The organism is Methylophilus sp. QUAN (assembly GCF_015354445.1).
Lineage (GTDB): Bacteria > Pseudomonadota > Gammaproteobacteria > Burkholderiales > Methylophilaceae > Methylophilus.
The window spans coordinates 1427025-1445891 of record NZ_JADKYT010000001.1 but is presented as its reverse complement, the minus strand read 5'-3'; the positions used below and the strand labels follow the sequence as shown (position 1 = coordinate 1445891).

The following is an 18867-nucleotide window of genomic DNA, read 5'->3' as shown; positions in this document are numbered from 1 at the left end:
CAAAATAAAGCCGTGTGTTAACTTTTTGAACGGCTGTTGCGTTATGTGAGTCTCAAGCGTACGCGCTTAATAACAACGAGAGGATCACCATGCGACTCAGCTCCCTACTGCTGTTTTCTTTAGGCAGTGTTTCCCTGTGCAGTACAACTATCGCTCAAGCAGAATCTAACACCGTCAGCCCGCAATCCGACCAGACCAGTGTCGCAGTCACCATCTACAATGAAGACCTGGCTCTTGTCAAAGACAGCCGCAAACTTAACCTAAGCAATGGTTTGTCTGCACTGTCATTCCGCGACGTGAGTGCACAGATCAAACCCGAAACCGCTTTGCTACGTAGCTTGCAACCAAACGCCAGCCTGCAAGTGCTGGAGCAGAACTTCGACTTCGATTTGCTCACGCCGCAAAAATTGCTGGAGAAATATGTCGGCCAGCAAGTCACCATCATCCGCACTAATCCCACTACCGGCGCTGAGACTGAAGAAGCTGCGACCGTGCTGTCAGCCCAGGATGGTGTGGTGCTCAAGATTGGCAACCGCATTGAAACCGGTATTCCTGGCCGCATCGCGTATCCCAGTGTACCCGGCAAACTCAAAGACCGGCCTACCCTGACCACACAAGTGCAATACAAAGGGGGCGAGCAATCCAGCCTCGAGTTGAGCTACCTCACCGGCGGCCTGCAATGGAAGGCCGACTACGTGGCCGAACTCAGCAGCAAAGAAGATGCGATTGATCTCTCCGGCTGGGTCACGCTAACCAATACCAGCGGCACCGCTTATCCTAACGCCAAAGTACAACTGGTAGCTGGGGATGTGAACCGCGTACGCGAAGCCATCCGCCCTAAAACCATGATGATGCGCTCTGAAGCCATGGTCGCGGACGCCGCCATGCCATCAGAACAAGGCCTGCTTGAATACCATTTGTACACCCTGCCACGTGCGACCACCATTGCCGAGAACCAGACCAAGCAAGTGGCCCTGCTCTCCGCGCAACATATCCCGGCACGTAAAGAGCTGGTATTAACAGGCGCCGATTACTACTACCAGGGCCAGTACCGTGACATGGAGAAAAAGCAAAAGGTACAAGTGTTTGTCGAGTTTGAAAACAAGGAAAGCAGCAAACTAGGCCTGCCTTTACCCAAAGGCACCATGCGCGTGTATAAAAAGGATAACGATGGCACCGCCCAATTTGTTGGTGAAGACCAGATCGACCATACCCCGAAAAATGATACTGTGCGCCTTAAACTCGGCAATGCATTTGATGTCACCGCCGACCGCGTGCAAACTGACTTTAAAAACCTGAGCAAACCAAATCAGTCGCAAGTCTATGAAAGCGCCTATGCCATCACCCTGCATAACGCCAAAAAAGAAGCGGTGACAGTGACGGTACAAGAGCCACTCAATGGCGACTGGAAAATCCTCAATGAATCACAGCCACATAAAAAAACCAGCGCGCACCAAGCCAGCTGGCAAGTCAATGTGCCTGCGGAAGGTGATGTAACGCTTAAATATCGTGTGCAGATGAAGTACTAAGCCACGACATCCAAGCGATCTCAGAAAAAGCATTCTTGCAAAAGAATGCTTTTTTTATGCCCTGCATGGGATAATCCGGCTTTTAAAAACCTATCGATCATATTATGGCTGCCGGCACTTTATACTTTATCCCCGTCCCTCTCGCTGAAGGCACCACTCCGCAACAAGTGCTCCCGCCAGAAGTCGTGCAACGCATGCACAGCCTGCGTCATTTTATTGTTGAGAATGAAAAAACAGCCCGCCAATTCCTGGCTGCAAGTGGTCACCCGCTGCCTATCCGTGAATTAAGCCTGTCCGTGCTCACTAAAGATACGCCGAGCAAAGACCTGGCTAAATTATTGCAACCCATACAGCAAGGCACTGACGTAGGATTAATGAGCGAAGCTGGCTGCCCAGGCATTGCTGACCCTGGCGCCGCACTAGCGGCAGTTGCACATCACAAAGGCATACGTGTAATGCCTTTAATCGGCCCGAGCAGTTTGTTACTGAGCTTGATGGCTAGCGGCCTCAATGGCCAGCGGTTTACGTTTTTAGGCTATTTGCCCAGCGATAAAAACGAGCGTATCAAAACCATCAAAGGCATTGAGTTTGACTCCAGAAAACAACAGGCCACACAGCTGTTTATCGAAACGCCTTACCGCAACCAGCATGTGCTGGAAGACCTGGTTGCCAACCTGCAACCGCTCACGCTGCTATGCGTGGCATGCAATATCACGGCACAAGATGAATTGATTGTGACCAAAACCATCGCCGACTGGAAAAAATCAGCGTTGCCGGATGTACATAAAAAACCTACCGTATTTCTGCTGCTCGCAGCATAAACACACAAAAGCCCCGCACCAGGCGGGGCTTCTCACTGCAAACGCTCGATCAGGCCGTACGGCGGCGAACCATAGCGGCCATCAAGCCAAACCCTGCCAGCAACATGCTGTAAGTGTCAGCCTCAGGCACTGCCGTCGTTGGCGTCATAGTTACCCAGTAAACACCCAAACCATTGTTTTGGTAAGCCTGAAAAAACGGAAAAGTCACTAATACCTTGCCATAGTTACCTGCATCCGTTTTAACCGCAAATACTGAGTTAGCTGTTAGCAAATTCCCTACATCGCCACCGCTAATGCCAGTGGCAGAGTAAGTCAGCGTCTCAAGGTCACTCACGGTCAATGCATTAAAACTCAAACCACCAACCCCCACTTCGCCTACATAAGCGAGTTGAGCCGTTGAATAAGGTCTCAACACACGACTCGTCGCCGTAATTTGCTCCCACCAGACATCTGCACCAGGACCAGTTGTTAATGACCCGGCATCAAAATCGAATAAATAAGTACCCGGAATCACCGTCACGCCCTCTGAAACAGACGCAGCCTGTGCACTGGTGGCAACACCACTCGCCATGGCTAAACCCAGCAACGCAGCTGCCATGCGCTTGTATGAATGTTTAAACAATTTCATCTTCACTCTCCAAATTAACAATAAAAGTCCATTATTATTAACTTATATTAACATTAATTGCAACAGGTTAATTTTAATGATCAGAGAAAAGAAAAACGACATGCTTGATGGCAAACGCCCACGTTATCCGCTGAATAACAACACGGCCAATGCCTGGCCTCTACCCATAAGGACTATTTAACATCACATTAAATCTATGTTAAATTTAGCAACCTTTTTAAAGGCCAATTAAACAAAAACATAGGGAGACTAGAATGAAAAAGTTAATGATGGGGATGGCACTGATTGGTGCGGTGGTGAGTTATGACGCATCAGCTGTCGAAGTAAACTCAGCCATCACAGGCCAGGATATTGAATGGAGTCAATTCGGTATCAGTAGCGTTACCAGCGGCACCGCATTTACCTACACAGGCGGCACTGGTAGCGTATATTCAACTGCAGGCACACTGCAAGCCACACAACAGGGCCCAGGCTGGAATGGCAACATGCCTGCCAATGAGTCTCTGCTGTGGACAGGGTCCAGCGCAGGCCCAGACATCACCCTCAACTTCGATAGCGGTATTTTTGGCGCAGGCGCATATATCCAGTCAAATTATTATGGCAGCTTTACCGCCCTGATCCAGGCTTATGACTTCTCCGGCAACATTCTGGAGTCATACACTGAAGATGGCGTCTCAGACAGCAATACTGGCACAGCTATTTACTTAGGCGTCGCGCGTAACAATGCTGATATTTTCAAAATCAGTTACACACTGACATCAGCCCCTTTCGGCGCGTTGAATGACTTCGCCATTTCCAACGTCAATGTTGCTCAAACTGGCATCAGCACAGTACCAGAAGCAGACACCTATGCATTAATGATGTTTGGCCTGGCCTTGGTCTCCTTGATCAGCCGTCGTAAACAACACTAATCATTCACACCCCGCAAAAGGCCAGACACCTGGCCTTTTGCTTTTGCAGCAGCCTGGTCGCTACTGCCCCCGCATAAACATCTTATCCAGATCATTCAGACTCACCTGGAACCAGGTCGGTCTGCCGTGGTTACACTGCCCGCTGCGCTCAGTCGCTTCCATATCCCGCAGCAAGGCGTTCATTTCTGTTATCGTCAGTTGTCTATTGGCCCGCACGGCTGAGTGACAGGCCATGGTGCCCAGTACCTCATTTTGCCGCTCGACTAATACCCGGCTGGCACCATACTCGTGTAAATCACGTAATACCGCGCGCGCCAACGCCACCGTATCTGCGTCTTGCAGCATGGTCGGCACGGCACGGATGGCGATGGTTGTTGGTGACAAGGTAGCGAGGTCAAAACCGAGTTGTTGCAAAGTATCGCTGCCATTGAGGCTTTGCAGGGTAGCGATTTCAACCTTCTCCGCATAAAAACTGATGGGAATCAGCAGAGGTTGCGTGGCAATCGCCTGTTCGCTCAGGGCGTTTTTCAGGCGTTCATACATAATGCGCTCATGCGCAGCATGCATATCAACAACGACCATGCCCTGTGCATTTTGAGCGAGGATATAAATGCCATGCAATTGGCCCAATGCAAAACCCAACGGGTATTGTTGTGGCACTTCGCTTGTTGCTTGAATTAACTCGGCGTCAGGCATTTCCTGCAAACCGACAGAAGAATGACTTTCTTCCATATTCTCAACCGTTGTCGCAGGCTTTAAATCACCATAGAGCTGGCCGTAAAACTGCTGCGCCAGCGCTGCACCATTGCTCACACTTGGTTGGTAATTGCCACCAAACGCCGGGCGACTTTGCAAAGGCATTTCAACCTGTTCACGTGGCATATTAAAAGCCGGCGCATTGCCAGGTCGGAATGGGTTAAACGGCGCTTGCACGGGCTGGCTAGCCTGAATTTCGGCCGAGGTTTTACCCAAGGCTTTGTGCAGGCTATGGAAAATAAAGCGATGCACGGCTTGCGACTCGCGGAAGCGGACTTCGGTTTTGGCCGGGTGTACGTTGACATCCACCAGTGATGGATCGAGCTCTAAAAACAGCACGAACGCTGGATGCTTGTCACCATGCAGCACGTCCTGATAGGCTTGTTTAATGGCGTGGGCGATCAGTTTGTCGCGTACGAAACGGCCATTCACAAACACATATTGGCTATCGCGGCTGTGACGCTGGTAAGTCGGCGACGCCGTCATGCCCCACAGGCGCAAACCACCGCTCTCTTCTTCCAGCCAGACGCTTTGCGCCGCAAACTCACTGCCTAGCACGTCGGTGATGCGTTGTTGTGGTGTATTGGCCGCCAGGCGCGTAATCGCCTTGCCATTATGCTGCAATAAGAAGCTGACATTGGGCCGTGACAAAGCGACACGGGTAAACGCATCTTCGCAATGGCCAAACTCGGTGTTTTCAGTTTTAAGGAATTTGCGCCGGGCCGGTGTGTTAAAGTACAAATCATGCACTTCGACGATCGTGCCTGCATCCAGTGCGGCGGGACTCACGGCCTGCCCTTGCGTGCCTTCAGCAGCAATTTGCCAGGCATGGCTGGCAAATTGCTGGCGGCTAGTCAACACGGTACGTGAGATTGAGGCGATACTTGCCAGCGCTTCCCCCCTAAAACCCAAACTACCCACTTGCTCCAGGTCTTCCAGGCTTTGAATTTTGCTGGTGGCATGCCGCGTAAGTGCAAGTTCTAGCTCGTCTTTGGCAATACCATGGCCATTGTCGGTCACTTTGAGTAACTTCATGCCGCCTTGCTGTAAGGCCACCTGCACTTGCGTACTGCCTGCGTCAACGCTGTTTTCCAGCAATTCCTTGAGTGCCGAGGCTGGGCGCTCGACCACTTCTCCAGCAGCAATTTGTGAAATGAGTTGGTCGGGTAGGAGTTGGATTTTCATCCTGCCATTTTAAACCGTTTGGTAGAATGACTGCATGTTCGCCAACGAATTTCAGCAATATTTATCCCACTTTACGCTCGCCCGCCAGATGGGTCGCCAGCATCATTTTTACGTGGGCCCGACCAATTCTGGTAAAACCTACCAGGCACTGGAAACCCTGCGCCAGGCTGCGTCTGGCGTTTACCTGGCGCCATTACGCTTACTGGCGATGGAAGTGCGCGACCGCCTGATGCAGGCTGGCATACCGTGTAACCTGGTCACTGGCGAAGAACGCGTGATGGTGCCCGGTGCCAAACATACGGCCTCGACCATTGAAATGTTGCGACCGGATATGGCGGTAGAGGTCGCTGTGATTGATGAAATCCAGATGCTGATGGACCCAGATCGTGGCAGCGCCTGGACCGCCGCACTGGTGGGCGTGCCAGCCAAACAGGTATTTATCTGTGGCGCCAATAGCGTGACAGAAAGCTGCACGCGTGTGCTGGACGCCTTGGGTGAGTCTTATACCCTCACCCACTTGCAACGCATGACACCGCTGCTGATTGAAGACCACAGTATTTGCGGTGCACGCTACCATGCAGCCAAATTACACAAGGCCCTACAACCCGGCGACGCAATTATCGCCTTTAGCCGCAAAGATGTGCTGACTCTCGCAGCACGCATTCGCCAATGGGGCTTAAGCGTTGCCACCATTTACGGCGCGCTATCGCCAGAAGTCCGTCGTGGTGAATCTGCCCGCTTTGCCAGTGGAGAAGCACAAATACTGGTGGCAACAGACGCCATTGGCATGGGCCTCAACCTGCCTATCCGTCGCGTGATCTTTGCCAATATCCATAAATTTGACGGTGTCGCCCCACGCCCGCTTAACGCCACCGAAATGCGCCAGATTGCGGGTCGAGCAGGCCGCCACGGCCTTTATGACACCGGCTATGTAACGGTACTCGAAGATGACGAACAATGGCATTTGCAAGCAATGCTGCAAGTCGACGATACTGTGCCGCCGTTTGCGCTACCCATTGCGCTAGGCGGCGGTGATATTGAAACTTTAAGCCAGCAAATCCCGACCTGGCGGCTGGCTGAGTGTGTGGAGTATTTGCACAACCAATATGCCAGGCAACACGACCAACAGCACTTGCAATGGCAAGTCACCGCATTGCAGTATCAACAGGCATTACTGATAGATGAAATTGCGCCTACACTCAGCATGCGCGATAAATACCGCCTCATGTGCGCACCGCTGGCGATACAAGTGCCGATTGCAAGGGATTATTTTATGCAATGTATCACCGCTGTCGCCACGCAACAACCGCGGTCGTTACCCAATATGCCGGATTGGCTGAATGGACAACAGGCACAATACCTGGAGCAGGCCGAGTTGATTTGCCAGCATTTGAGCTTGTATAGCTGGCTGTCGTATCAGTATCCACAGGTTTTCCCGGATAGAACGTTGATTGATGATGCGAGGAAAAAGCTGAATGCGTATATCAGCAGAGCGTTGCGGGTACAGGCGGGATATGGGAAGACGCAGCGGGAGGCGGAATTAGCGCAGTATCGTTAAAATAAGGTCGCTGCATGTTGTCAGGTTGCTTTTCGCTCTTTCAGCGAGTTACTTTTCTTTGCTTGCACAAAGAACAAGTAACCAAAAGAAATGCACCCCAACTTCCGCTTGTTTCCTGTGCTACTCGGCTTGCCGGGCGTCCATCGAAACTCGCCCTGACAAGCCACACGGAACGTGGCTTGTTGCGGAACTCGGACAGCCGATGGCCGAAGACTCCCGCCAACCCTGCGTTGCTCGGCGCGGCAGATGGGGACCCCGAACATCGTTCGAGCGCCACCGTTCGTGATTTTCACAAACCAATCTGTTTTTTGAACCGTTCAGATTCCGACAATGTGAGTTTGGCGAGATAAGTCCCATTCCATCACGCTGAGTAGCGCAGACAAAACAAGGAATAAGGGAGCGACTGTTTGAGCTCCGCGGCAGCTTGCGTCGTGTGCAAGCTGCTAGGGCGAGTTTCGTGACCGCTTGTTTTGTTGAGCAACGCAAGGGAGCCGTAGGCCGTGATGGCTGGGTGCCCTCTTCTTTGGTTACTTTCTGAGGGGCAAGCATCAGAAAGTGACTCGCCTAGAGGCGAAAAAGCACCGATCAATGTAAGAACTACTTTTTAGCAAACGAAGGATTCGTCGCCACGTACGATTTCACACCCGATAGAATGGCATTCACCAACTTATCCTGGTAACCATCATCATTCAATCTCGACTCTTCATCCGGGTTACTGATAAACGCAGTCTCCACCAGAATAGACGGAATATCTGGTGATTTCAGCACCGCAAACGCAGCCTGTTCCACGTATTTGGAATGCAGGGTATTGATTTTGGCAATACGCCCCAGCACGGCTTTACCCATGCGAATACTGTCGTGAATGGTCGCGGTTTGTGATAAATCGAGCAGAGTACGCGCCAGGTCCATGTCGCGTGTATCCAGCGAGACACCACCGATCAAGTCCACGGCGTTTTCCTTTTTCGCCAGGTAACGCGCGCCAGCACTGGTGGCGCCACGTTCTGAGAGCGCAAACACCGATGAGCCTTTGGCGGTGCTGTTCACAAACGAGTCGGCATGGATGGAAATAAACAGGTCAGCTTTGGCGGCGCGGGCTTTTTTGACGCGATCGCCCAGTGGTACGAAATAGTCGCCATCACGAATCAGGATGGCCTGCATATTGTCTTCGGCGTCTATCTGCTGCTTGAGCTTACGCGCAATCGCCAACGTGATGTTTTTTTCATGGCTGCCATTAGCGCCTCTGGCACCAGGATCTTCGCCACCATGGCCGGCATCAACAGCAATGGTAATCAGTTTTTGGCCAGGCTTGGCTTGTTTTGGTTTATCAGCAGCAACGGGCTTGTCTGCTGGCTTTTCGCTATTCGCCGTAGCGGCTGGCGTTTCACTCGCAGGCTCTTTGGCTGCCGATGGCGGGGTTGCCGGTTCAGCTGCTTTTTCTTCGCTATTGGCTGGCGGGACTTCTTGTAACTGCTTTGAGGGCGTCAACACAGGTGTCGCGACCGCAGGCTCTGCATTACCAGTTGCTGGCGCAATACTAATGGCCAGGCGTTGTTGCGAACTGCCTGCATTCATACCAGTCACCAATGGCTTGATGTCGGACTTGATATCGAATACCAGGCGGGTAGTATGCTCAGTAAATGGTGCAATACGGATTTTGGATAAATAAGGATGCTGCGCATCCAGTTGAAATGGCAAGGCTTTGAGTGTGGGGCTGATCGCCACGGCATCCATATCAATGACCACGCGGAACGGATTATCCAGTGTGAATACGCGGTATTTGACTTGCTGATCTAACAACAATTCCACCTGCACCTGGCTACCATGCTGTTGCAGGTTAGCCAGAATCACTTCAGCGGCGTGCGCCACGCCAATGACAGAACACACGGCTGTGAGCAGCCATAAGGTTAAAATCTTGCGCATTACTGGCATAGTCCTTCCAACGCCAGCGGTTGCTGACTGCTGATATGCAGCACGCGGCCGTGCGGCAATATATCAAATAGAATCTCTATATCGGCTTGTGGCAATACCTGCTCGGCACGCTCAGGCCACTCAACCAGGCAAATACTGTCGGCATTGAAATAATCCCGGAATCCAGCAGCTTCCCACTCCTCGGGATCCTGAAAGCGATACAGGTCAAAATGGTAACATGAAGCAATGGCCAGATTATAGGGTTCGACGATGGTATAAGTCGGACTCTTAACCTTGCCGATATGACCCAGCGCGTGCAAAATGCCGCGCACCAGCGTCGTCTTTCCCGCCCCGAGGTCGCCATGCAGGTAAATCACCTGCCCTGGCTTCAACTGGGTCGCCAACACCCCGGCTGCATGCACAGTCGCTGCTTCGTCTTTTAAAATCTGTGTAGAATACGTTTCTGTCATGTCACATCAATCACATCCTGTCCCCATTCAACTGCCTGATGACCAAGCTGCCGCACAGATGGCAGCGACCATCAAAGGCTGGGCGCGAGAACTGGGGTTTGGCAGTATAGGCATTACCGATACAGACCTTTCAGCCGCTGAGCCAGAATTTTTAAACTGGCTGGACAAACAATACCACGGCGACATGGATTATATGGCAAAACATGGCACCAAGCGAAGCCGCCCGGCAGAATTGGTGCCCGGCACGCTGCGCGTGATCTCGGTCAACCTGAATTATCTGCCTGAAGGAGCTGCCGATGGCTGGCAGATACTGGAAAGCCCGGACAAAGCCTATGTCGCCCGCTATGCCATGGGCCGGGATTACCACAAGGTCATGCGGCAGAAATTGCAGCAACTGTGTACCCGCATCACCGAAACCTATGGTAGTTTTGAATACCGCGTGTTTGCGGACAGCGCGCCTGTGCTGGAGGTCGCCCTGGCGACCAAGGCTGGCGTCGGCTGGCGCGGCAAGCACACTCTGTTACTCAACCGGCAACAGGGTTCATGGTTTTTCCTAGGTGAAATTTATACCAACCTGCCCTTGCCCATAGACCCGCCAACAAGCGCGCACTGTGGCAGTTGCTCAGCCTGCATTGATATCTGCCCTACCCGCGCCATTGTGGCGCCTTATGAGCTGGATGCCAGGCGCTGCATTTCCTACCTGACAATTGAATACCAGGGTAGTATTCCTCTGGAGTTACGCCCATTGATAGGTAACCGTGTCTATGGATGTGATGACTGCCAGCTGATTTGCCCGTGGAACAAGTTTGCCGTCAACAGTCAGGAAACTGATTTTGCCGTGCGCAACGGACTGGATAGTAGTGATTTAGTGGATTGTTTTGCCTGGACAGAGGCTGAGTTTCAAGCGCGCATGGCGGGGAGTGCCATTTACCGCATCGGCTATACCCAATGGCTGCGCAATGTCGCTATCGGGCTGGGCAATGCGACGAGTTCTGCAGCCGTCGTTGCCGCCTTAGAGGCACGGCAAGACGATAGCAATGCCCTTGTCAGGGAACATGTTGCCTGGGCATTGGCACAACACCAGCAAAAAGCGAATTAAACCGCCAATGGCGTCGTCGCCAGTAATGCGGCACCCAGCATGCCCGCAACGTCGCCCGAGCGCGTCGTATGCACCTTGATCTTACCGCGCAACACCGGAATCAAATCGTGCGTCAGCCGTTGCTCAAATGTAGCTGATATCAATGGCCAGGCCGCCACTACACCGCCGCCAATCAGCACATTTTCCACATCTACCACCTTAAGCACGCTGGCCAGCATTTGCGCCAGTTTACTACCCGCATCGGCATATACTGCCTGGGCATGAATATCGCCTTGATCAGCAGCCACCGCTATCGCATGGGCTGTCAATGTGTGGCCTGTGAGGTCGGCATAGGCCTGGCTGATCCCCGTGGCAGAAGCATATTTTTCAACACACCCCTGGTTACCGCAGCCACATAAACGCCCCTCAGGCACGACAATAATATGGCCTGCCTCCAACGCGTAACCATGGTGCCCGGCCCACACCTTGCCATTCACCACCAGCCCAGCACCTACACCGGTGCCCAGACCGATATAAAGCAAACCACCTTCTGGCTGGCCTAATTGGCAATACTCGCCATAAGCGGCTGCATTGGCATCGTTTTCAACGCGGACCTTGATACCCAGCAACTCAGTCAGGTCACGGCCGAGATTGACATCCCGCAACCCCGGCAAATTTGGCGACTGCGCCAGCGTGCCAGTTTGTGGATCAATAAAACCAGGGAAACCGATACCGATGGATTGAATGGCTGGATATTTGTTAAGTAACGGGCGAATGGCGTCTGCCGTTACCTGCAAAATGGTTTGCCAGGCCTGTGCAGGCGAATATTGTTTGCAAATGGCAGAGTAATTGGCCTGAAAACGGGTTTCTTCAACCAGCGTCAGGTCGGAAAACACGCCCAGGCGTAAATTCGTCCCGCCTACATCTAACCCCAATCGATACACAGCACTTGCTTCAGGCATGCACACGGTCACTTTCTTCTACTAATTGTCTGAAAGACTGAAGTTTATCATCGCTTAACTGTGCCCATTGCATGCGCCAGGCCCAATTACCTTCTATGGTGCCGGGTGTGTTCATGCGTGATTGGCTGTCTAGTGCCAGGATATCCTGCATGGGCACAATCGTCAGGCTGGCAACGCTATGAAAAGTGAGTTGCATCAGCGCCATAGGCATGTCTGCCGACGCATGATCGGAATGCTGGTTTAAATAATGTTGCACGTGGTTACGCACATGCTCTGGCGCGGCCTGATACCAGCCTAGCGTGGTGTCGTTATCGTGGGTGCCGGTGTAAGCGACGCTATTTTCTTCAATATTTTCTGGTAAATAAGGATTATCCTCACCGCCGCCAAACGCGAATTGCAGGATTTTCATGCCGGGTAAATCAAATGCATGGCGCAAGGCATCGACTTCATCCGTGATGATGCCCAAATCTTCAGCCACCAGGCTCAGGTGTGGAAATGTCTCGGTAATCGCTTGCAGCAAGGCATGCCCAGGTGCTTCCTGCCAGGTGCCGTTGATGGCAGTGGGTTCCAGCGCAGGAATCTCCCATGCGGCCTGCAAACCGCGGAAATGGTCGATACGCAATACATCAAACAATTGCGCCTGGGTATCAATACGCCCCAACCACCAGGCAAAGCCATCATCCTGCATCACCTGCCAGTCATAGTGCGGATTACCCCAGCGCTGGCCGGTTTCAGAAAAATAATCAGGCGGCACCCCGGCCACGACCGTCATATTAAGCTCGGCATCCAGCTTGAACCACTCGGGATGCGCCCACACATCCACGCTATCGTAAGCAACAAAAATCGGGATATCGCCAAACAGCTTGATGCCGCGCTGGTTGGCATAGGCTTTAAGTTGCGCCCATTGTTGAAAAAACACGTATTGGGTGAATTTAATCAGTGTCAGTTGTTCCTGGTGCGCATCGGTAAAGGCCTGCAAGGCCAGTACATCGTGTAAACGATACGCCTCCGGCCATTGCTGCCAACTTTGCTGATTATGCTGCTCGCGCAAGCTCAAAAACAAGGCAAAGTCTTCCAGCCAGTAATGCTGTGTCTGGCAAAAGCGGGCAAAACCCGACCAGGTAAAGCCACGGCCATCCGCTTTAGATGGCGCGCTCCCAGACTGCACACGTGACATGATTTTGGCCATTAACGACGGCAATGGCAGATCAATTTCGTCTGGTTGGCACCAGCCCTCTTGCAGCAATTGCCTGGGGCTAATCATGCCGGTGTGTCCGGCATGCGCTGAGACACTTTGATAAGGCGACTGGTCTCCGTGTGGCTGGTTCACTGGCAGGGTTTGCCAGATGGCGACGCCCATTTCCACCAGTTTATCGACAAAACGATAGGCATCCGGACCAAGATTGCCTTCAGGTAATGAAGTGATGTGCAGCAACACACCTGCTTGTCTAGCTTGTGTCATGAGATTGGCATTCAGAAAAAATAAAATCGGTCAGGACTGTCCGCGGCGCATAGTGCCTGCATTCTCGGCGTCACCGCCACCCATGCTAATGGGCTGAGACAAATGCGCTGGCGGCGTCAGGCCCAGCAACTGATAGAGATTGCTTAAGTTGCGGCGGTATAGCTGGTCAAAACTTTGTACGCTCTGCGCGTTGTTATAGTCGCCAAACCACCAGAACCAGTCAGAGCCTTCACACAAGGCCAATTGCTGCTGGCATTTCTCTTTGGCAGTGGCAGACAACTCATGCACATGCTGGTCATATTGCCGTTTAGCTTCGCACAACAAATCCCAGGCGCGGTTTTTCGCCGCTTCACCTATCCAAGTACTAAACGTGCCATAAACCCAACTTCCGGCACAAATATCATTGAGCAACCTGGGCTCTGGCAATTGCTTGGCTTGCTGCATGACCAGCACATCACTAAACGTGGTCATCTGGATATCATCATGCGTCGCCAGAGCTTGGTAAAGCTCCTGCAAAAAGTAAAAACCGTTGTAAGGGTAGTATTCCCAAGCATTTTCGCCATCCAGAATCACACTTACCACTGGCGTCTCATCTTCGCTGTGGGCAAGAATATGTTCCAGCGACTGCACAAAATCATGCACAGCTTCACTGGCATATTGCTTGGAATACTCAAAACCTATTTTGTCTGACAGATGATCGTCACGGAAAAAGCACACAATGTCTTGTTGACCATTGGTCACCTTATAGGGCTGATAGAGATAATCCTGTGCCTGCTCATGTGCCAAGCCTAATTTGCGCAGGCTATTGGCCAGTACGCCTTGCCCGGTGGCGGCCCAAGCTACACCCTCCTCGGCTAGCAACGAAAGCGATGCATGTGAAACAGCCCCTTCGGCAGGCCACATGCCAGCCGCTTTTTGACCAAAGATTTTTTCATGGTAACGCTGGGCGGCCTCCACATGCGCAATCGCCCGTGTATAGCCATCCGGATAATTTGACGAATGCGGCAAAGGTGCCTCCGGCATGGCATCGCGCGTACTTTTCAAATCAATCAGCAAGGGCAAAATCGGATGGTAATAAGGCGTGGTAGACATCTCGATCTGGCCTTTTGCCAACAAGGCCTGGTAGCGCGGCAAAATCCCTTGCAGGGTTTCGCTAATCACGCCCAGCAATGCCTGGCGCTCCTGTAGTGTAAACAGCAAGCCTTTTTGCATCAGCGCCTGCACGGTTTTGTTTTTGCGCCGCAAACCCTCACCCGTCCACGCCAGGTGGTACCAGACCAGCAAATCGGCTTTGTATTGCGCAGATAGGTAATGGAACTGACCGCTTTGCATAATAGGCGCCACCAATTCGTATAACTTCAGCAGGCGCTGGTAATGCGGAAACGGACTCAACATCTTTTCATGATGCGCCTTGAAGCAACTGTCTACAATGAGCTGGCATTCGGCATCGGTAATATTGTCCAGATCCGGATTGGCCAGTAAACGCAACAAAGGGTCGCGCCATTCACCAGTACGCGACTGCTCGGCATAATCCTGCAATTGCTCGACCAAAATGGGCACAAAATTGAAGCTCACCCTGGCGGCTGGATTCTGCTCCAGGTGGTAAGCCATATCGCTGTAGTCTTTAAGTGCATGCAAATAAGTCCACGGCAGCACATACTCGCCAGTGACCAGGTCACGATAGTCAGGTTGATGCATGTGCCAATACAGATTTAACAGCAATTTTTTATCGGACATCCCTCAACCTCTTTTCCATCGTTACCTCACTCACATTGACGCTACTTCACACGATATAGATCCTGCCCCAGCATGTCTGGTGTTACCAGGACAATGCCTTTTTCAGACACATAAAAGCGTTTCCTGTCGCGCTCTAGGTCCACACCAATATGCATACCAGCCGGGATCTCGCAACCACGGTCAATCACGGCATTACGCATGACCACGCCTTCATTAATCTTCACTTTGGGCAACACCACGGCGCCATCCAGATCAGAGTAATCCGCCACATGCACGCCTGAAAACAACACTGAGTTAGAGACACATGAACCGCTGATCAGGCAACCACCAGATACCAGTGAGTCTGTTGCCTTGCCGGTACGCCCCTCGTCTTTAAACACGAATTTCGCCGGTGGTAATTGCTCCTGGTAAGTCCAGATTGGCCAGTCACTGTCATACAAATTAAGCTCAGGGATCACCTTGGTCAGCTCCATATTGGCTTCCCAATAGGCATCAATCGTTCCGACGTCGCGCCAGTAATAATTATCGCTTTGCGCACCTACACAACTATCGACAAAACGATGCGCCTGCACTTTATATTTTTTGATGATATAGGGGATGATATCCTGGCCAAAATCGTGGTTGGATTTACGGTCGTAAGCATCCCTGATTAATTGCTCATAGAGGAATTTAGCGTTAAACACATAAATACCCATGCTGGCAAAGGCCACTTCAGGGTTATTCGGCGTCGGCTTAGGATTGGCCGGTTTTTCGTCAAACGCCACCACGCGATCAGTACTATCTACCTCCAGCACGCCAAAGCCTTTGGCGTCTTCCAGCGGCACGTTAATGCAGGCAATGGTCATATCCGCATTACTGCGGGCATGCGTGGCCAGCATTTTGCCGTAGTCCATTTTATAAATATGGTCACCTGCGAGCACCAGAATGTATTCGCCACCATTTTCGCGCAACAAATCAATGTTTTGGTATACGGCATCTGCCGTACCTTTGTACCATTCTTCGCCTAAGCGCTGCTGGGCCGGAATGATATTGACGTACTCATTAAACTCACCACGCAAAAAGCCCCAGCCACGCTGCACGTGCTGAATCAGGCTTTGTGCCTTGTATTGCGTGGCAACATTGATGCGGCGGATGCCGGAGTTGATGCAATTAGACAGCGGGAAATCGATAATACGGAACTTGCCGCCAAACTGCACTGCAGGCTTCGCTCGCCAATCAGTCAGGTTTTTCAAGCGGCTACCGCGGCCACCGGCCAGGATAATCGCGACGGTATTTTTGGTCAGGTTACTGATAAAGCGGTCAGAAGGACGTTCTTGCCGCCGGTTGCTTTTACGACGTTCGATAAACTCTGCTGCTTGAGACATGATGCTGTTCCTGTTTTTCTGATCCTGAAAATCAGCCCGAAGTCATGCGCAGCGATGTGAGTTTCGGTAGAGACGACACAACGCTTGGTAACCGCAGGTCCGACGCTCACAGTCTGCATGATAATTCGGGTAAAGACAACGATATTTTCAGTGATAAATGACGTAAATCTTAACTTTTTTTGATAGGATTGAGGCTAGTCAAATGGACATTGCTAGCATGACAGTCAAACCTTCAGCCACCCACCATCCAGACACCTTGCACCTGCAGCGTATTCTAGACGCGACCCACCACAACCCTTTTGAATACCTGGGTGTGCACGCAGATAGCCAGCAAAGTACGTGGCATGTGCGCGTTTTTCTACCGAATGCCGAAAAGGTGTGGGTCAGGATTAATGATGCCTGGCAAGCCATGACACTCAAGCATCCACAAGGCCTGTTTCTTTACACATCAACCACAGCTGTCAACACGCCTGCCCGCCTCAAAATACAGCCGCACAAACACACTGACAGTTATGAAACTGTCGACACCTACAGCTTAGGCAGCACGCTATCTGCAGATGACCTACACCTGTTTGCCGAAGGCAGATTATTTGAGGCCTACAACACGTTGGGGGCCATCCCCATGACAATCAATGATGTGCCTGGCGTCAGGTTTGCAGTCTGGGCCCCCAATGCCGAGCGTGTCAGCGTCGTTGGCAGTTTTAACCAATGGGATGGTCGCGTGCATGCCATGCGTGTGTTAGGCAGCAGCGGTGTGTGGGAGCTGTTTATTCCGCACCTGACCGAGCACGATTTATACAAGTTTGAAATCCGCAATCGCGAGCATGGCTATGTCATGGTCAAAGCAGACCCTTATGGCAAGGCCTTTGAAGCCAGGCCAGGCACCGCCAACCGCATTTGTCAAAGCCATTACACCTGGCAAGATGACTCGTGGCAGCAACAACGCCAGCAGCGGGACTGGCTGCATGCACCTTTTAACTGTTACGAAGTACACCTGGGCAGCTGGCAGCGTGACCGCAATGGCCACTTCCTGAGCTACCGCGCCATGGCAGATGCACTGATCCCTCACCTGGCAGACATGGGCTATACCCATATTGAGTTACTGCCGATTGCCGAACACCCGCTCAATGAATCCTGGGGCTACCAGGTCACTGGTTACTTTGCGCCCACCCAGCGCTACGGCAGTCCAGATGATTTGAAGTATTTTATTGATCGCTGTCATGCGGCCAATATCGGCGTCATTCTCGACTGGGTACCCGGGCACTTCCCTAAAGATGACTGGGCGCTGGCGCGGTTTGATGGCACGGCCCTGTACGAACATGCCGACCCCAGACTGGGCGAGCACATGGACTGGGGCACTTATATCTTCAATTACGGCCGTAATGAAGTGCGCAGCTTTTTGCTGAGTAACGCCTATTACTGGTTGCAAGAGTTTCATATTGACGGCTTGCGCGTGGATGCCGTGGCCTCCATGCTTTACCTGGATTACTCGCGCAAAGACGGCGAATGGCTGCCTAATGCTTATGGCGGCCGCGAAAACCTGGATGTGATCGAGTTCTTGAAACAGCTCAACATGATGGTAGGCGAACGTTTTCCTGGTGTCCTAACCATTGCTGAAGAGTCAACGGCCTGGCCGGCAGTGTCACGTCCTGTCTATGCGGGTGGCCTCGGTTTTAGCATGAAATGGAACATGGGCTGGATGAACGATGTCTTGACCTATATGCAACTGGATCCGGTCTATCGCCAATATCATCACAACCGCCTGACTTTTGGCCAGATGTACGCTTACTCTGAAAACTTTGTACTGCCGTTCTCGCATGATGAAGTGGTGCATGGCAAAAAGTCCCTGCTGGAGAAAATGCCCGGCGATACCTGGCAAAAATTCTCTAACCTGCGTCTGCTGCAAACCATGCAAATGACCATGCCAGGCAAAAAACTTAACTTTATGGGTAACGAATTCGGTCAAAGCCGTGAATGGAGCGTCAACCAGAGCCTGGACTGGCACCTGCTTGAAGCGTCTACCCCTGACCATGCCTTGCACAGGGGCATACAGGCATTAAGTCGCGACCTCAACCAGCTTTATCGCCAGCATCCGGCGCTCCATGCCCATGATTTTGACGCTCAAGGCTTTCAATGGATAGATTGCGAGGATGCAGCCCAATCAATATTGAGCTACATCAGACGCGGCAATGACCATAGTTTTGTTATAATAGTGTTAAATTTCACACCAGTACCGCGCCATCAATATCGTTTGGGCGTACCACAATCGGGTTACTATCAGGAAGTGTTAAACAGTGATGCCGCTTGTTATGGTGGTAGCAATTTCGGTAATGGTCATGGCTGTCAAAGCGATCCCGTCCCATGGATGGAACATCCGGCCTCTATTAGCCTTAACTTGCCGCCACTGGCTGGTGTCATACTTCAGTTACAATAGCTGGTTAAACTGGTTGTAAATACAACCTTGCAGTACAGATTTTGGCAGCGCATGGCACACTTAA

14 protein-coding genes are annotated in these 18867 nt (G+C 51.9%); 6 read left to right on the top strand and 8 right to left on the bottom strand.

The features are described from left to right. Window positions 1-89 precede the first annotated feature (89 nt). Window positions 90-1529 (top strand): DUF4139 domain-containing protein, encoded by a 1440-nt coding sequence (locus INP79_RS07135; RefSeq protein ID WP_194753507.1) that lies wholly within the window; start codon window positions 90-92, stop codon window positions 1527-1529. A gap of 104 nt (window positions 1530-1633) precedes the next feature. Next, window positions 1634-2350 (top strand): SAM-dependent methyltransferase, encoded by a 717-nt coding sequence (locus INP79_RS07130; protein WP_194753506.1) that lies wholly within the window; start codon window positions 1634-1636, stop codon window positions 2348-2350. A 49-nt stretch (window positions 2351-2399) separates the two neighbouring features. Here the strand turns inward: INP79_RS07130 and INP79_RS07125 are convergent, their stop codons facing one another. Beyond that, window positions 2400-2978 (bottom strand): PEP-CTERM sorting domain-containing protein, encoded by a 579-nt coding sequence (locus INP79_RS07125; protein ID WP_194753505.1) that lies wholly within the window; start codon window positions 2976-2978, stop codon window positions 2400-2402. A gap of 254 nt (window positions 2979-3232) precedes the next feature. Here INP79_RS07125 and INP79_RS07120 point away from each other — a divergent pair, with 254 nt between their 5' ends. Then, the gene (locus INP79_RS07120) at window positions 3233-3889 is read left to right on the top strand and encodes a PEP-CTERM sorting domain-containing protein (protein ID WP_228519752.1); all 657 of its coding nucleotides are present in this window, start codon (window positions 3233-3235) and stop codon (window positions 3887-3889) included. A 60-nt stretch (window positions 3890-3949) separates the two neighbouring features. Here INP79_RS07120 and mutL read toward each other — a convergent pair whose 3' ends face one another. Next, the gene (mutL, locus tag INP79_RS07115; protein ID WP_194753504.1) at window positions 3950-5830 is read right to left on the bottom strand and encodes a DNA mismatch repair endonuclease MutL; all 1881 of its coding nucleotides are present in this window, start codon (window positions 5828-5830) and stop codon (window positions 3950-3952) included. A 34-nt stretch (window positions 5831-5864) separates the two neighbouring features. On the opposite strand from mutL, the gene INP79_RS07110 reads away from it, so the two are divergent. Further along, the gene (locus INP79_RS07110) at window positions 5865-7388 is read left to right on the top strand and encodes a helicase-related protein (protein WP_194753503.1); all 1524 of its coding nucleotides are present in this window, start codon (window positions 5865-5867) and stop codon (window positions 7386-7388) included. A gap of 597 nt (window positions 7389-7985) precedes the next feature. On the opposite strand, the gene INP79_RS07105 is transcribed toward INP79_RS07110, so the two are convergent. Further along, window positions 7986-9308, bottom strand: coding sequence for an N-acetylmuramoyl-L-alanine amidase (locus INP79_RS07105; protein ID WP_194753502.1), 1323 nt, complete (start codon window positions 9306-9308; stop codon window positions 7986-7988). Next, window positions 9308-9766 (bottom strand): tRNA (adenosine(37)-N6)-threonylcarbamoyltransferase complex ATPase subunit type 1 TsaE, encoded by a 459-nt coding sequence (gene tsaE / locus INP79_RS07100; protein WP_194753501.1) that lies wholly within the window; start codon window positions 9764-9766, stop codon window positions 9308-9310. Before tsaE ends, INP79_RS07105 begins: the two co-directional genes overlap by 1 nt. Here tsaE and queG point away from each other — a divergent pair. Next, on the top strand, window positions 9765-10865 hold the full coding sequence (gene queG / locus INP79_RS07095; RefSeq protein ID WP_194753500.1) for a tRNA epoxyqueuosine(34) reductase QueG: 1101 nt from the start codon (window positions 9765-9767) through the stop codon (window positions 10863-10865). The genes tsaE and queG overlap by 2 nt on opposite strands. On the opposite strand, the gene INP79_RS07090 is transcribed toward queG, so the two are convergent. Genes INP79_RS07090 through glgC form a run of 4 tightly spaced genes read right to left on the bottom strand, consistent with a single transcriptional unit; the run spans window position 10862 to window position 16369 of the window. After that, a complete protein-coding gene (locus INP79_RS07090) occupies window positions 10862-11806 on the bottom strand; it encodes an ROK family protein (RefSeq protein WP_194753499.1) in 945 nt (314 codons plus the stop codon). The genes queG and INP79_RS07090 overlap by 4 nt on opposite strands. Further along, entirely contained in the window at window positions 11799-13268 is a 1470-nt protein-coding gene (gene malQ / locus INP79_RS07085) for a 4-alpha-glucanotransferase (RefSeq protein WP_194753498.1), read from the bottom strand. The genes INP79_RS07090 and malQ overlap by 8 nt, the downstream gene beginning before the upstream one ends. 30 nt (window positions 13269-13298) lie before the next feature. Beyond that, window positions 13299-15005 carry a glycoside hydrolase family 57 protein gene (locus tag INP79_RS07080; protein ID WP_194753497.1) on the bottom strand — a complete coding sequence of 569 codons (1707 nt, stop codon included), beginning with the start codon at window positions 15003-15005 and terminating at the stop codon, window positions 13299-13301. Between the two features lie 41 nt (window positions 15006-15046). After that, window positions 15047-16369, bottom strand: coding sequence for a glucose-1-phosphate adenylyltransferase (gene glgC / locus INP79_RS07075; RefSeq protein WP_194753496.1), 1323 nt, complete (start codon window positions 16367-16369; stop codon window positions 15047-15049). Between the two features lie 217 nt (window positions 16370-16586). Between glgC and glgB the strand changes: the two genes are divergently transcribed. Next, complete coding sequence (gene glgB / locus INP79_RS07070) at window positions 16587-18803, top strand: 1,4-alpha-glucan branching protein GlgB (RefSeq protein ID WP_194753495.1); 2217 nt, start codon at window positions 16587-16589, stop codon at window positions 18801-18803. The last annotated feature ends 64 nt before the right edge of the window (window positions 18804-18867 follow it).

What these genes read in the sequence shown, in the direction of transcription:
- INP79_RS07135 (WP_194753507.1), top strand. Translation starts at nt 90, where the DNA reads ATGCGACTCAGCTCCCTACTGCTGTTTTCTTTAGGCAGTGTTTCCCTG.
- INP79_RS07130 (WP_194753506.1), top strand. Translation starts at nt 1,634, where the DNA reads ATGGCTGCCGGCACTTTATACTTTATCCCCGTCCCTCTCGCTGAAGGC.
- INP79_RS07125 (WP_194753505.1), bottom strand. Translation starts at nt 2,978, where the DNA reads ATGAAATTGTTTAAACATTCATACAAGCGCATGGCAGCTGCGTTGCTG.
- INP79_RS07120 (WP_228519752.1), top strand. Translation starts at nt 3,233, where the DNA reads ATGAAAAAGTTAATGATGGGGATGGCACTGATTGGTGCGGTGGTGAGT.
- mutL (WP_194753504.1), bottom strand. Translation starts at nt 5,830, where the DNA reads ATGAAAATCCAACTCCTACCCGACCAACTCATTTCACAAATTGCTGCT.
- INP79_RS07110 (WP_194753503.1), top strand. Translation starts at nt 5,865, where the DNA reads ATGTTCGCCAACGAATTTCAGCAATATTTATCCCACTTTACGCTCGCC.
- INP79_RS07105 (WP_194753502.1), bottom strand. Translation starts at nt 9,308, where the DNA reads ATGCGCAAGATTTTAACCTTATGGCTGCTCACAGCCGTGTGTTCTGTC.
- queG (WP_194753500.1), top strand. Translation starts at nt 9,765, where the DNA reads ATGTCACATCAATCACATCCTGTCCCCATTCAACTGCCTGATGACCAA.
- tsaE (WP_194753501.1), bottom strand. Translation starts at nt 9,766, where the DNA reads ATGACAGAAACGTATTCTACACAGATTTTAAAAGACGAAGCAGCGACT.
- INP79_RS07090 (WP_194753499.1), bottom strand. Translation starts at nt 11,806, where the DNA reads ATGCCTGAAGCAAGTGCTGTGTATCGATTGGGGTTAGATGTAGGCGGG.
- malQ (WP_194753498.1), bottom strand. Translation starts at nt 13,268, where the DNA reads ATGACACAAGCTAGACAAGCAGGTGTGTTGCTGCACATCACTTCATTA.
- INP79_RS07080 (WP_194753497.1), bottom strand. Translation starts at nt 15,005, where the DNA reads ATGTCCGATAAAAAATTGCTGTTAAATCTGTATTGGCACATGCATCAA.
- glgC (WP_194753496.1), bottom strand. Translation starts at nt 16,369, where the DNA reads ATGTCTCAAGCAGCAGAGTTTATCGAACGTCGTAAAAGCAACCGGCGG.
- glgB (WP_194753495.1), top strand. Translation starts at nt 16,587, where the DNA reads ATGACAGTCAAACCTTCAGCCACCCACCATCCAGACACCTTGCACCTG.